This window comes from Acinetobacter sp. 2JN-4 (assembly GCF_003687745.1).
In the GTDB taxonomy this organism is placed as follows: domain Bacteria; phylum Pseudomonadota; class Gammaproteobacteria; order Pseudomonadales; family Moraxellaceae; genus Acinetobacter; species Acinetobacter halotolerans.
This window is the reverse complement of the sequence record NZ_RDNY01000002.1, coordinates 277080-290976: the sequence shown is the minus strand read 5'-3', so window position 1 is coordinate 290976 and position 13897 is coordinate 277080. Positions and strand designations below refer to the sequence as shown.

General features: G+C 42.2%; 12 protein-coding genes and 2 tRNA genes. 6 read left to right on the top strand and 8 right to left on the bottom strand.

Annotation, left to right across the window (positions count from 1 at the left end; translation table 11 throughout):
- Positions 1-79: 79 nt before the first annotated feature.
- The 5 genes from EAH57_RS04285 to hisB form a co-directional block, all read right to left on the bottom strand.
- A complete protein-coding gene (locus EAH57_RS04285; RefSeq protein ID WP_121928974.1) occupies positions 80-1567 on the bottom strand; it encodes a SulP family inorganic anion transporter in 1488 nt (495 codons plus the stop codon).
- Positions 1568-1800: 233 nt separating this feature from the next.
- On the bottom strand, positions 1801-2532 hold the full coding sequence (gene hisA / locus EAH57_RS04280) for a 1-(5-phosphoribosyl)-5-[(5-phosphoribosylamino)methylideneamino]imidazole-4-carboxamide isomerase (protein ID WP_004673294.1): 732 nt from the start codon (positions 2530-2532) through the stop codon (positions 1801-1803).
- A gap of 172 nt (positions 2533-2704) precedes the next feature.
- Positions 2705-3247, bottom strand: coding sequence for a DUF805 domain-containing protein (locus EAH57_RS04275; protein ID WP_121928973.1), 543 nt, complete (start codon positions 3245-3247; stop codon positions 2705-2707).
- A 149-nt stretch (positions 3248-3396) separates the two neighbouring features.
- Positions 3397-4014 (bottom strand): imidazole glycerol phosphate synthase subunit HisH, encoded by a 618-nt coding sequence (gene hisH, locus EAH57_RS04270; protein ID WP_121928972.1) that lies wholly within the window; start codon positions 4012-4014, stop codon positions 3397-3399.
- A complete protein-coding gene (gene hisB / locus EAH57_RS04265) occupies positions 4014-4607 on the bottom strand; it encodes an imidazoleglycerol-phosphate dehydratase HisB (RefSeq protein WP_004673288.1) in 594 nt (197 codons plus the stop codon). Before hisB ends, hisH begins: the two co-directional genes overlap by 1 nt.
- Positions 4608-4711: 104 nt before the next feature.
- Here hisB and EAH57_RS04260 point away from each other — a divergent pair, with 104 nt between their 5' ends.
- The 5 genes from EAH57_RS04260 to EAH57_RS04240 all read left to right on the top strand — a co-directional run bounded on the left by EAH57_RS04260 (position 4712) and on the right by EAH57_RS04240 (position 6976).
- A complete protein-coding gene (locus tag EAH57_RS04260; RefSeq protein WP_121928971.1) occupies positions 4712-5089 on the top strand; it encodes a GNAT family N-acetyltransferase in 378 nt (125 codons plus the stop codon).
- Between the two features lie 105 nt (positions 5090-5194).
- Positions 5195-5270, top strand: a tRNA-Phe gene (locus EAH57_RS04255).
- A 151-nt stretch (positions 5271-5421) separates the two neighbouring features.
- Positions 5422-5497, top strand: a tRNA-Phe gene (locus EAH57_RS04250).
- Between the two features lie 261 nt (positions 5498-5758).
- Positions 5759-6190 (top strand): hypothetical protein, encoded by a 432-nt coding sequence (locus EAH57_RS04245; RefSeq protein ID WP_121928970.1) that lies wholly within the window; start codon positions 5759-5761, stop codon positions 6188-6190.
- Between the two features lie 66 nt (positions 6191-6256).
- Positions 6257-6976: a hypothetical protein gene (locus tag EAH57_RS04240; RefSeq protein ID WP_121928969.1), complete on the top strand. Its 720-nt coding sequence runs from the start codon at positions 6257-6259 to the stop codon at positions 6974-6976.
- A 136-nt stretch (positions 6977-7112) separates the two neighbouring features.
- On the opposite strand, the gene EAH57_RS04235 is transcribed toward EAH57_RS04240, so the two are convergent.
- From EAH57_RS04235 to ompR, 3 genes are all read right to left on the bottom strand, one after another.
- Positions 7113-8627 carry an acetyl-CoA hydrolase/transferase family protein gene (locus tag EAH57_RS04235; protein ID WP_121928968.1) on the bottom strand — a complete coding sequence of 505 codons (1515 nt, stop codon included), beginning with the start codon at positions 8625-8627 and terminating at the stop codon, positions 7113-7115.
- A gap of 121 nt (positions 8628-8748) precedes the next feature.
- A complete protein-coding gene (locus EAH57_RS04230; RefSeq protein ID WP_121928967.1) occupies positions 8749-10203 on the bottom strand; it encodes an ATP-binding protein in 1455 nt (484 codons plus the stop codon).
- Positions 10204-10220: 17 nt separating this feature from the next.
- Complete coding sequence (gene ompR / locus EAH57_RS04225; protein ID WP_004673280.1) at positions 10221-10985, bottom strand: two-component system response regulator OmpR; 765 nt, start codon at positions 10983-10985, stop codon at positions 10221-10223.
- A gap of 459 nt (positions 10986-11444) precedes the next feature.
- Here ompR and EAH57_RS04220 point away from each other — a divergent pair, with 459 nt between their 5' ends.
- A complete protein-coding gene (locus EAH57_RS04220; protein ID WP_121928966.1) occupies positions 11445-13802 on the top strand; it encodes a Tex family protein in 2358 nt (785 codons plus the stop codon).
- Positions 13803-13897 lie beyond the last annotated feature (95 nt).

The following is a 13897-nucleotide window of genomic DNA, read 5'->3' as shown; positions in this document are numbered from 1 at the left end:
CCTCTTGCGGAACTTCAATCGTTCCTCATTCTCCCTGTGGGAGAAATACAAAGAGGGAATACAGAATGATGAAAGCGGTCTAGTGATTGTCCAAACGATCTAGCGCATTTGGTTTGTCATGTACACCAAATTTATCAACCATCGTTTGACTTGCTTCATTCATCCCGATCAGTTCAACATCCGTTCCTTCACGTTTAAATTTAATCACAACTTTATCAACGGCTGCTACGGCTGAAACATCCCAAAAATGAGCTTGACTAAGATCGATCACAACTTTTGAAATAGCTTCTTTAAAATCAAAGGATGCCGTAAATTTATCGGCAGAACTAAAGAAAATCTGACCTGTAACCACATAGGTACGGGTACTTTTAGCTTCATCGAAAACAGATTGAACTGCCATATAACGTTCGATTTTATTGGCAAAAAATAGCGCAGATAACAGCACACCGATCAGTACACCATAAGCTAAGTTATGGGTTGCGACAACAATCGCAACTGTCGCGATCATGACGATATTACTTGAGAGTGGGTATTGGCGAATATTTCTGAGTGAATCCCAGTTAAATGTACCAATCGATACCATGATCATCACAGCGACCAGTGCAGCCATAGGAATGATTTTCAACCAATCACTAATGAACACCACCATAATCAACAAGAATATACCTGCGCAGAATGTAGATAAACGAGTACGACCGCCAGATTTAACATTAATAATGGATTGACCAATCATAGCGCAACCTGCCATACCGCCCATAAAACCTGAGGCGATATTGGCTACCCCTTGGCCTTTACATTCGCGGTTTTTGTCACTCGAAGTATCAGTTAAATCATCGACAATCGTGGCTGTCATCATCGACTCAAGTAAGCCCACTGCGGCCATCGCTGCTGCATAAGGGAAAATAATACGAAGTGTTTCTAAGTTCAGTGGAATGTCTGGTAGCAAGAACACAGGCAGTGTATCAGGCAGTTGACCCATATCACCGACAGTACGAATGTCCAGTCCTATCAGAGTTGCGACAATGGTTAAAACCACAATGGTCACCAAAGGCGATGGAATTAATGTTCCAATTTTAGGGATGTATGGGAATAAATAAATAATCGCTAAACCTGCCGCAGTCATAGCATAGACATGCCATGTGACATTGGTGAGTTCAGGTAACTGTGCCATAAAAATCAAAATTGCTAAGGCATTCACAAAGCCGATAACGACAGATTTAGACACAAAGCGCATAAATTGCGCTAGCTTTAAATACCCAGCCACAATTTGCAGGACCCCTGTCAGGATCGTCGCAGCAAGTAGGTATTGCAGTCCATGCTCTTTCACCAGCACGACCATGAGCAGTGCCATGGCACCTGTTGCAGCGGAAATCATACCTGGGCGACCGCCGACAAAAGAAATCACAACCGCGATACAGAACGACGCATATAGCCCAATTTTAGGATCTACACCTGCAATAATCGAAAATGCAATTGCTTCGGGAACGAGTGCTAAAGCAACAACAAGACCCGCCAGCACATCGCCGCGGATATTGGAGAACCATTGTTCTCTTACATTGGAAAACATAGAAATAGCCTATTTCTTTAAGAATATAAAAAGGCTAGTGATGTGATATATAAAAACACACGACTACACCACATCACTAGACAGTGATGAGTTCATTACAAATAAGAGGTAAAAAACTAAGGTGGCGTAAGTGTCATTATAAAAAAGAGGGGTGTGTACGAAAGTGTCGCTAGCATAACATTTAAGCTTAAAAAACTCTAGCCATTATTTAAATCACTAGAGCTCTTGATCAATTACAAACGATCTTCATCCAACAATAACTGCGCATCACGAAGGCTTAACGTGCCTTCATAAATTGCACGACCTGTGATCGCGCCTAAAATGCCCGTTTGGCCTTTTAAGTTGCGCACATCGTCAAGATTGGTCACGCCGCCTGATGCAATCACAGGCAAGCCTGAATATTGCGCCAAATTGACGGTTTGTTCAACGTTAACGCCTTGCATCATGCCATCACGAGCGATGTCTGTGTAGACAATGCTTGAAACGCCTGCATCGGCAAAACGCTTCGCAAGATCAGTGGCTTTAACATCAGTGACGTTGGCCCAGCCGTCTGTTGCAACCATACCATTGATGGCATCAATACCAACGATGATATGACCTGCAAAACGTTTACATGCTTCGTCCACGAACGCAGGATCTTGAACCGCTTTAGTTCCAATAATCACAAACGAGACACCCGCTTCTAAATAGTGTTCGATCGTTTCAAGTGAGCGAATCCCGCCGCCGATTTGAATTGGTAGTTCAGGTTGAGCACGGGCAATTGCTTCAACCACTGGTTTATGAATTGGCGTACCAGCGAAAGCACCATTTAAATCAACTAAATGTAAACGGCGTGCGCCTTCATCAACCCAGTGTTGTGCAGTTGCGACAGGATCATCAGAGAAAACAGTATCGTCTTCCATACGGCCTTGTTTTAAACGAACACATTTACCATCTTTCAGGTCAATTGCAGGGATGATTAGCATGCTTTCGCTCCTTGCGTCATCATAGAGTTTAAATTGGCTACATATTAGCAAAGTATTGCTCAATCGCTAAGCTTTGGATGTTAGACGACTGCGTCTTTCTTTAAAGTTTTATACAAATAAAAAAGCCAAGTCTAACAACTTGGCTGATCAACATCTAAATTCTGTCATTTATTTATTCAGAATAGTCCTGTTGATATTGCATTTGGGTTTGTTGGCTTCGTTCTATGTAGTCTTGATAAGCTGGAATTGCATTTGCAGCCAAACCGAAAACCAATAGGAGAGGAATCAAAATAATATAAATCCAACCCAACACTTTTTCCCATCCAGCCGTGTTTCGACTCGGACCATAAAGATTTTCACCTTCAGTTCCTTTGGCACAGAATAAATAGATTAAAAAAATCAGGTTCAAGAATGGCACCAGCATCAATAATGACAGCCAGCCAGTTTGATTGCGATCATGCAAACGACGAATGGTAAAAACAAAAGAAAAATAGAGAAATCCAATATAGAGAATGATGAATAATAAAATCGCAATAAATGGAAAATCTGAGAACTCAGAGCCATTGCCGCTGAATAGACTTGCAATAAATGCAAGAATAAAAATAACAATACAGAAGGCGATTGCGCTCAAAAAGGACCAAGCGGCATACGCGAGTCGGCCAAAACGACCTTTCGGGCTTAGCGGTTTATCTATGGTTTGGATAGGTGAATTCATTTTTATTCCTATTTAGGTGTTTTTATACAATTGTTAAAATGGAGTGATCTGTATAGATGCGAATAATAAAGAAAATAAGATGAGAATTACAGAATATTTTTATAAAAGCAGATCAAATGAATAAATTTGATCTGCTATGGTTTTTCTAATTAGATGTTCCATTCCACAAAGTTTTTCAACAACTGCAAACCTGCGGTATGACTCTTTTCAGGGTGGAATTGTGTGGCAAATAAATTATCTTTATGAATTGCGGTACAAAAGTTCACACCATAATCGCAAGTTGCTGCGATCACAGATGAATCTTGTGGTTCAACATAATAGCTATGCACAAAATAAAAACGCGCGTCTTGTTCGATGTTATTCCACATCGGATGGCTTGGATCAAGTTGATGTACTTGGTTCCAGCCCATGTGCGGTACTTTTAAATTCGGCATTTCAGGAAAATGTTTAACTACGCCGTCAAAGATACCAAGCGCAGCAACGCCACCATTTTCTTCAGATGTTTGCAATAATGCTTGCATGCCCACACAAATCGCCAAAACAGGCTTGTTGAATGCAGCTTGGCGGACAACCTCATCGATGCCAGCTTCGTGCATACCGTGCATACAGTCGCGCATCGCACCAACACCCGGAAATACGATTTTATCGGCTTTGGCGATCAGTTTTGGATCATTGGTTACGTCAACCGTCGCACCGACATGTTCTAAAGCTTTTGCCGCAGAGTGCAAATTGCCCATGCCATAGTCAAGTAAAGCAATACGCGTCATTACAAACTACCTTTGGTCGAAGCAATGGTATTTTCTGCGCGTGGATCAACTTCACATGCCATACGCAAAGCACGCGCTAGAGCTTTAAACACGCTTTCAATCTGATGATGGCTGTTTTTACCTTTCAAGCTATCAATATGTAAGGTCATCAGAGCGTGATTGACAAATCCCTGAAAAAATTCAGAGAATAAATCGACATCGAAGCTGCCAATACGGGCACGAGTGAAGGGGATATCCATAAATAAACCCGGACGACCTGACAAGTCGACCACAACGCGAGACAACGCTTCATCTAAAGGTGCATAAAAATGACCATAGCGGCGTAAGCCTTTTTTATCACCCAAAGCTTGCGCAAAGGCTTGCCCTAATGTGATTCCACAGTCTTCCACTGTGTGATGATCGTCAATTTCAAGGTCACCATCACAATGAATATCAATATCAAATAGACCATGGCGCTTGATTTGATCAATCATATGGTCTAAAAATGGAACTCCAGTGTTGAGTGTGCCTTGACCAGTACCATCGAGATTGAGACGAACTCGAATTTTTGTTTCGTTGGTATTTCTTACCACTTCACTGATACGTTGCGTCATGGACACGTTCCTCAAAAAACGTCAAAAATGATTGAATTAAAAACCGAAAGTTTCGCTGTGACGAAAAAGTGACAGCATCATAGTTTGCTCAGGAGGGTTAATCAATGCCTATTACAGTACATGCCTACAGTTCTTTAGACCAACTAGGAATCCGTACTCAGCTAGAGCGACTCTATGATACCAGCCCAGAGTTCGGAGATGGGCAAGATGCAATGGAGCAACTTGAACAAAATCTACAGCAATATACCACAGTTTATACCGCTGAATTTAACAGCAAAATTATAGGTGCAATCTGGGCGACAGGGCAAGGAGAAAGCCGTGTTTTAGAGTATATCGTCGTACATCCAGCCAATCGAGGGCGTGGTGTCGCTGAACGTTTAGTTGAAGAGGTTTGTCGTTTTGAAGAAGAGCAAGGCGTAAAGCAGTTTGAACCAGGGTGCGGTGCAATTCATCGTTGCTTATCCCATATTGGTAAAATCTAAACAGGTGGGGCGTTGTTGGCTTTGTAGCAAAATTAAACGCTAGATAGAAAAATCCGCAAATTTGCTTGACGGATTTTGACAAACATTGTTTAATACGCCCACTTTGGCGCGATAGCTCAGTCGGTAGAGCAACGGATTGAAAATCCGTGTGTCCCCAGTTCGATCCTGGGTCACGCCACCATAGATTCAAATTTCAATCCCTGATCCCATCAGGGATTTTTTTTGTCCAAAACTTTTGCAGTACACTTTTTGGATAAGAAATGGTCATTTAAATCAAAAGCTCAGGATAGTTGTTGACTATTTATCTGAGATACGGCTTAATACACGCCATTGGCGCGATAGCTCAGTCGGTAGAGCAACGGATTGAAAATCCGTGTGTCCCCAGTTCGATCCTGGGTCACGCCACCATATTCAAAAAACCCCAAACGAAAGTTTGGGGTTTTTTTATTGCTTTGACTGAATTGGAAAAATGATTTTTAACCCTTTGATTTATTTATTTTGTTGATTAATCATGTATCTTTGAGCTAATCTTCGGCTTGTATTTCGCTGAGTATGCTTATGTGAAAAGATGTGAATTCAAAAAATAATAAGCGTGCGAAATTCAAAAATTGAGTGCAACAACTCAAACGAACAAAACTTTAAATTAGATAAAATGATAAAGGTCTTAGTATGTTATCCAAAATCAAATTAGTGACTGCTGCATTATTGTTAGGTGCTTTAACGGCATGCGGAGGAGGGGATGGTGATGATTTTAACTCTTCTTTCTCTAAAACAATTACCAAAAATGGAGTGACTTATATTTGTAAATCGCAGTCTGCTGCAAATGCGTGTGAAAATAATAACGATTGTACCGCCTGTGAGACCTCGACACCGGGTGTTGTGATTACTGCGCAGTGTGTTACAGGAGCTGGCACAGTCAAAGCGACTGAAAATGGATGTATTGCAACCATTGGTAACGCGCAACAAACCAATGTCTGTTCAGGAACTGCATTGAAAATGCTAACAGGCACAGGTCATACCAAACAGAAAGTAATTGCTGAAGGCGCAACATTTAGTGCAGGTAGCGTCATATTAAATGGCATTAAAGTGAGCTGTAGCTAACTTACTAATTAAATATATTGATGAAAATTAAAGGTGACTCGTTCACCTTTAATTTTGGAGTCCATCATGGAAAAGTATTTATATATTTTGTTCTTAGTCGTTGGCTTTGGTCTAGGGTATTTGGTTGCTGATTTTAAGCAAATCGTACCTTCATCTGCGCCACTCGATAAACATGCAAAGAGTACACCGATGGTCGTCAACGATTTACAAGCAATCGTCGCTTCAGTGCCATCACCGATAACCAACAGCGCAGCATCATCAATCAAGACTTTGTCGGAGCAACAACGTGAACAAGTGTCTAAAATTATTGAACATGCATCTGAACAGCAAATCGATGAATATTTAAATAAAGCTTTTCCTAAACAGAATTTCACTGCGATCCAAAATAAAAAATTGTTTGCTCAGCGGGCTTTAGAGGAATTGAGTTCGCATAATGATCAACAGACGTTATCTGGTCGTTTAGTTTTAGGACTTACTCCTGTGATGCCGCAAATCTCTGAAGATTTAAGTCAGGTCCATTCAAATCAAAGCATTTTTGCGCATTTTGATACCTTGGGCAAGTTTCCTGCGGATGAGCAAATATTTATTCGTTGGTTAAACCGTGACACTGGCGAAGTGTTGATGTTTACGCCACGAAAGATTACCCAAGATGTTTCCCAGAACTGGGTAAGTGCTGTGCCTCCAACTGGATGGCAAATAGGTACTTATGATGTCAAGGTTTATCAAATGCGTGATCAACTTAAGCCGATTGCTCAGGCAAGTTATCGGATTGTTGAGATTTTATAAGCGTGTATCTGTTTATAGATGCAATAAACTCTAAGTTTGTTGGTTTTGTGGATGATTTCGATGGTGAATACTATCGAATAACGCTGAATACAAAAGAAGTCGCTATGTAGCGACTTCTTTATTGTAGAGGTTGTTTTTAAGCTGTTTTAGCGACTTGAGGAGCGTTGAGCATCTGTCCCGTTTCTTCAAAGTTAGCATGCCAAGACAGCGCTTCACGTAGGATGTGAGGAGTGTGACCACCTCTTGCACAAGCACGATCAAAATAGTCGTTTAATGCAGCTTGATACAATGGATGTACACAATGGTCGATAATGACACGTGCGCGCTCACGCGGTGCTAAACCACGCAAATCTGCCAATCCTTGTTCTGTCACCAAAATATCCACATCGTGCTCACAATGATCCACGTGGCTCGCCATCGGAACGATCGAAGAAATATCACCACCCTTGGCAATCGATTTGGTCACGAAGATGGCGAGATGTGCATTGCGGGCAAAATCGCCTGAACCACCGATCCCATTCATCATTTTGGTACCACAGACATGGGTTGAGTTGACGTTGCCATAAATATCAAATTCAAGCGCAGTGTTAATGCCAATAATACCTAAGCGACGTACGATCTCTGGATGATTTGAAATTTCTTGTGGACGTAATACCAGCTTGTCTTTGTATTGATCTAGATTGCCAAAAACGCGCTCGCCACATTTTGCCGATAAAGTAATGGAGCTGCCTGAGGCAAATTTCATTTTACCTGCATCGATCAATTCAAAAGTACAGTCTTGTAGCACTTCTGAATACATCACTAGATCTTCAAAATTCGAATCTTTTAAGCCAGTTAATACCGCATTGGCTATTGAACCAATCCCTGCTTGTAAAGGACCTAAATTTTTTGCTAAACGACCAGCCGCAACCTCTTGTTCAAAGAAGACAATGAGATGATTGGCAATCGCTTGTGTTTCAGCATCGGGTGCAGTTACGGTTGAAGGAGAGTCAGAGGTGTCGTTGAGTACGATCCCCACGATTTTTGCAGGATCAATCGGAATCGCCGTTGAGCCAATACGATCATTTACTTGAGTTAAGGGGAGTGGTGTTCGTGTAGGACGATAGCTTGGAATATAGATATCATGTAAGCCTTCGAAATCTTCGCTCAATGCAGTGTTGATTTCCACAATGACTTTTTCAGCAAAGATCGCAAAGCTGGCAGAGTTGCCGACGGATGTCGTTGGAACAATATGACCTTGCTCGGTTATGGCCACCGCTTCAATCACTGCAATATCCGGGCGTTTGAGCTGCTGATTACGCATTTGCTCGACGGTTTCAGATAAGTGCTGATCCACAAACATGACTTCGCCATTGTTGATGGCACGACGCAAAGTGCTATCGACTTGGAAGGGCATACGACGCGCCAAGACACCTGCTTCAGTCAATTGCTTGTCTAAATCATTACCGAGGCTTGCACCTGTAATTAATGTGATTTTTAACGGATTTTTTTTAGCGCGATTGACCAGCGCTTGTGGAACGGCTTTTGCTTCACCTGCGCGGGTGAAACCACTCATGCCAACGGTCATACCATTTTCAATAAAGCTGGAAGCCTTTTCAGCACTCATAATTTTGTCATGTAGGCTGTGAAGGCGAATGCGACTTAAAGACATCATTCATTCTCAATGTTGCTTTTTATAAGCGTTGGATTTTAGCGCTAAAATGTGAAAAGTGTATTGATTTTAGGCTAAGGTCTAACGCAAATCACAGTACATCTGATCAAAAAATGTCTCTCTAAAAATGCCCCGTTAGCGTTTGTCTAATTTTGTCGATGGTGTTGTTTTGCGGCTCATCAGTTTTTTCGCTTGGAATTGGCAATGAAATGACCACTTCTAAGCCACCTTGTTCGCGGTTGCGAATATTGATTTGCCCTTGGTGAATATCAACAATACGTTTCACGATCGCAAGCCCAAGTCCGCTCCCTTGAACGGTGCGGGCTGAATTTCCACGCACAAAGGGTTGCATCAACTCTTCGACCTGATCGGGAGGAATGCCCTCGCCATGATCAGCTACGGTAATGAGAATATGATCATCGATATGGCTGGCAGAGAGTTCAATCGGCTCAGAACCATAGCGTTTAGCGTTATTGAGCAAATTGGCGATTAAACGTTTCAGCGATAGGCTACGCGCTGGAATGATCGGTAACTCTTGTGTTTCAAACTGGATATCGAGCGGTTGAAATTGCACCACCAACTCTTGGAGTAAGGTGTTGAGATTGGTCTCTGTCAGCTCTTCATCAGAACCATCACGCATATAAGAAATGAATTGATTTAAAATCGCATCCATGTCATCCACATCGTAGATCAGGCCTTCTCGGAAAAATTCATCAGGTAGCATTTCTGCGGTTAAACGAATACGCGTCAACGGGGTGCGGAGATCATGTGAAATGCCTGCCAACATGATTTGTCGATCACGTTCCGTTTGTTCAAGGGTGTAAACCATTTGGTTAAAGGCTTGATTCACTTGACGGATCTCTAGTGGACCATGATTGGTGTCCAAGTACGGTGCTTTGCCTGTTTTACTATAGCTATTGGCGGCATTTTGTAATCGACGCAATGGTCGATTCATCTGACGAACCAAAATTAAAATAATAATTGAAGAGAGAACAGGCACACCAAACAACCATGTGGCAATCAACTCGATGCTATAGTTGTCATAGGTTTTGAGTGGTTCACGAACCCAATTGCCATTCATTTCTGGTGTTTGAATCCAGATGCGTGGAATCGGTTTAAATTTGAAGTAAACCGTCACGTCTTTCACGCCTAACTCTTTGGCGAGTTTTGCTTCAACTTGATTGGTAAATAATTCAGCGAGAAATTTATCTTCAACTTTAGGGAACTCTTTGGGATCGGTAATGTACTCGATGCCAATGCGATTCTTTAACCAGTCATCAATATCGACTTCGGTATCTTGATGTAAAATCCGAATATCGGGATTGTTGACGAGTTCAAGTTCAACTGCGAGATAACGCGCATGTTGTTGCAACTCAGGTAAATATAAGGTGCGCCAAAAGAACCACAAAGACATAAACAAACTGAAAAAGACCATGGACAGTACCAAAATTATGGTACGCATGGCGGCAGAACGCGGTTTGATTTTATCTAAAAAACGTTCCCATTTTGTTCGCGGCCTTTCAGAGTAGGCCACGAAGTCAGTAAATTCTTGCGGATCAATTGGTTCAAGTTTCAAGGTCTAATTTCCTACGCTTATTCCGCACCATCTGGAACAAAAACATAGCCTACACCCCAGACAGTTTGAATATAGCGTGCACGTGCTGGGTTGTCTTCGATTAAGCGACGTAAGCGAGAGACTTGTACATCGATTGAGCGCTCCATTGCGCCCCACTCACGACCACGTGCGAGATTCATCAGCTTGTCGCGTGTCAATGGTTCACGCGGGTGTTGTACCAGTGCTTTGAGCACAGCAAACTCACCTGTGGTCAAAGTTACAACTTGACCTTCACGGGTTAGGGTTCGGGTGGATAGATCTAAAGCCCAAGGTCCAAAACTGACCACTTCAACGTGTTGGCTCGGTGCGCCTGGTACTTCACGCACCTGACGACGTAATACTGCACGAATACGTGCCAGTAACTCATTTGGATTGAACGGTTTTGGTAGGTAATCATCTGCACCTGCCTCTAGACCCGCAATACGGTCTGAGTCACTGCCACGTGCAGTAAGCATAATGATTGGAGTGTCAATATTGGATTGACGTAAGCGACGACAGATACTTAACCCGTCTTCAACCGGTAACATAAAATCAAGGACGATGAGCGAGAACAACTCACGTTGTAGCAAACGGTCCATCTGGGTTGCGTCATGGGCAGTTTTAACTACAAAGCCTTTGTCTTCGAGGAAGCGTTGTAAAAGCGTACGCAAGCGCACATCATCATCGACCACTAAAATGCGTTCGACCCGGTCTGTTTCATGGTGAACAGTTTCCGTCGATTCGGCAGGTACAACTAAACTCATGCTGTGCTCCTTTATCGTTTATTGTCATCGTCTTTATGCAATGCTGTAGGGGCTATTTATATTTCAACCCTGCTTTGCGTTATCGGCTAAAATCTAGCACCGTATACGGCTTATGTCGCAATGAGAGCTATAGCTCGTAAGGTGAATGTGAATAGACTCTGTAGTATACGACTCATTGCACAGTCTTGGCTATGTTATAAAGCAACAAATATTGCCAATAAAATCAAGAGAAAGATACCAAATATATACAGGTAAAATTATGACAATCAATCTATTTTTCAATATTTAGGCAGAAAAAGCTTGGTATTTTAGAAACATTGCTCAATTAGCATAATCTGTAGGGTTTGTGGGGAAAGAAGTGACCCTATGCACAATATTTTAAAAAAACAATAGTGGATTTTATAGCCATGGACTTTATAATCATTGCTTTTAGACTCAACCCTTGTGGAATCAATCACGATGACTGACTTAGTTCAGCAGTTGGCAAATGAACTTGCCGTACGTCCAAACCAAGTAGAAGCTGCTATTCGTTTAATTGATGAAGGCGCTAGTGTTCCTTTTATCGCACGTTACCGTAAAGAGGTCACTCAAGGCTTAGACGATACGCAATTACGTCAACTTGACACACGTTTAACTTACTTGCGTGATTTGTACGAGCGTCGTGAGAAAGTGATCCAGTCTTTACAAGAACAAGATAAATTGAACGATGATTTATTGGGGCGTGTAAATGCTGCTGAAACTAAGAATGCGTTAGAAGAAATTTATGCGCCGTATCGCCCGAAACGTACCAGCAAATCATTTAAAGCAAAAGAAGCGGGTTTAGGTGTTATTGCTGAAAAGATTATTAATGATCAAGTTGATCCAACTGAAGCTTTAGCTGGTTTTAGTCATGAAGACTATCCAGATGTTGAAAGCCAGCTCGATGCGATTCAGCATATTTTAATTGATGATTGGGCGCAAAATATCGCCTTAACCACTGAATTAAAACAAACTTTTTCTAAAACAGCAGTATTGAAAAGTGTGGTTGCTTCTGAAGAGAAAAAAGAAGTTGGTAAAAAATTCCGTGATTATTTTGAGTTCTCAGAAAACTTAAATAAAGTCCCTTCACATCGTTTATTGGCGATGTTACGTGGTCGTCAAGAAAACGTATTGGGCTTGAAAGTGGATGGTGAAGATGATGCACCATTGGCACGTATCGAAACGGAATATAATCTTGAACAGATTCAACCGCAAACACGCCAAGATTATTTAAAACAAACTGCAAAATTATTTTGGTTGGGTAAAATTCGCCCACAAATCGAACATTCGTTATTAACAGATAAGCGTTTAACCGCAGAAGCTGAAGCAATGGATGTTTTTGCAGAAAACTTACGTCATTTATTGCTTTCTGCACCAGCAGGCAGTCGCACTACTTTAGGTGTTGATCCTGGTATTCGTACTGGTGTGAAGCTTGCCGTGGTGAGTGATGCAGGTGATGTACTTGCACATAGCACCATTTATCCATTTGCACCGAAAGAAGATAAAGCCGGTTCGATTGCTGAGCTTGCGCGTTTATGCCGAGAGTTCCACGTGGAACTTATTGCGATTGGCAATGGTACAGCGAGTCGTGAAACTGAAGCGGTGGTTGCAGAAATGATGGCAGCCAATGCTGACTTGAAACTGACACGTATCACGGTGAGTGAAGCAGGTGCATCAGTTTATTCTGCAAGTGAATTGGCTTCGCAAGAATTACCTGACCTTGACGTGTCAATTCGCGGTGCAGTCTCAATTGCCCGTCGTTTACAAGATCCATTGGCTGAGCTGGTTAAAATCGACCCGAAATCAATCGGTGTAGGTCAATACCAACATGATGTCAATCAAACAGGTCTAGCAAAAACCCTAGATGCTGTGGTTGAAGACTGTGTGAATGCGGTTGGGGTGGATGTGAATACCGCTTCTCCTGCGATTCTGGCTTATATTGCGGGTCTGAATAAATCCATTGCACAACAAATCTTTGAATATCGTAAAGAACATGGTCGCTTTGATAGTCGCCAAGCATTGAAAAAAGTACCACGTTTAGGCGAGCGTACTTTTGAGCAAGCAGCAGGGTTCTTGCGTATTCAGGATGGTACAGAACCATTGGATGCGTCAGCCGTTCACCCTGAGAGTTATGGCGTGGTTGAAAAAATCGTTGCGGCGAAAGCAACCACAGTCAAAGACATCATTGGCAATACTGAAATTATTCGTCAAGTTAAAGCAGATGAGTTTGTCGATGACAAATTTGGTTTGCCAACGATTCAGGATATTTTGGCTGAATTGGAAAAGCCTGCACGTGACCCACGTCCAGAGTTCCGTACGGCTAAATTCCGTGAAGACATTACCGAAGTTGCACAACTCACTGAAGGTTTACAGCTTGAAGGTGTGGTGACTAATGTCACGAATTTTGGTGCTTTCGTGGATGTTGGTGTGCATCAAGATGGTTTAGTGCATATCTCTGAACTTGCCAATGAATTTGTTTCTGATCCGCATAAAGTAGTGAAACCGGGTCAAATTGTACAAGTTCGTGTGATTCAAGTGGATGCAGAGCGTAATCGCGTCAACTTGAGTATGCGTGCAGAAGGTTCTGCACCAGTGAAAGCGCCACGTCAACAGCAGCGCCCACAGCAAGATCGTCCTGAACGTTCAGAGCGTAAGCCACAAGGTCAACGTCCACCGCGTAAAGAAGGTGACTTTAAACGTCCGCAAAATAACAAGCCAAAAACCGAGAAACCACAAGAGCAAAAAATTGGTGGTTTAGGTGCGTTGTTATTGCAAGCAGGGATTAAAGGCTCGAAATAAGCAAGGCTCGAAATAATTGAATTGAGTTCGTTTAAAAACCTTCCTTCGGGAAGGTTTTTTTATGCGAGTAGATGTGTGAATAAGGTTATAAGTTC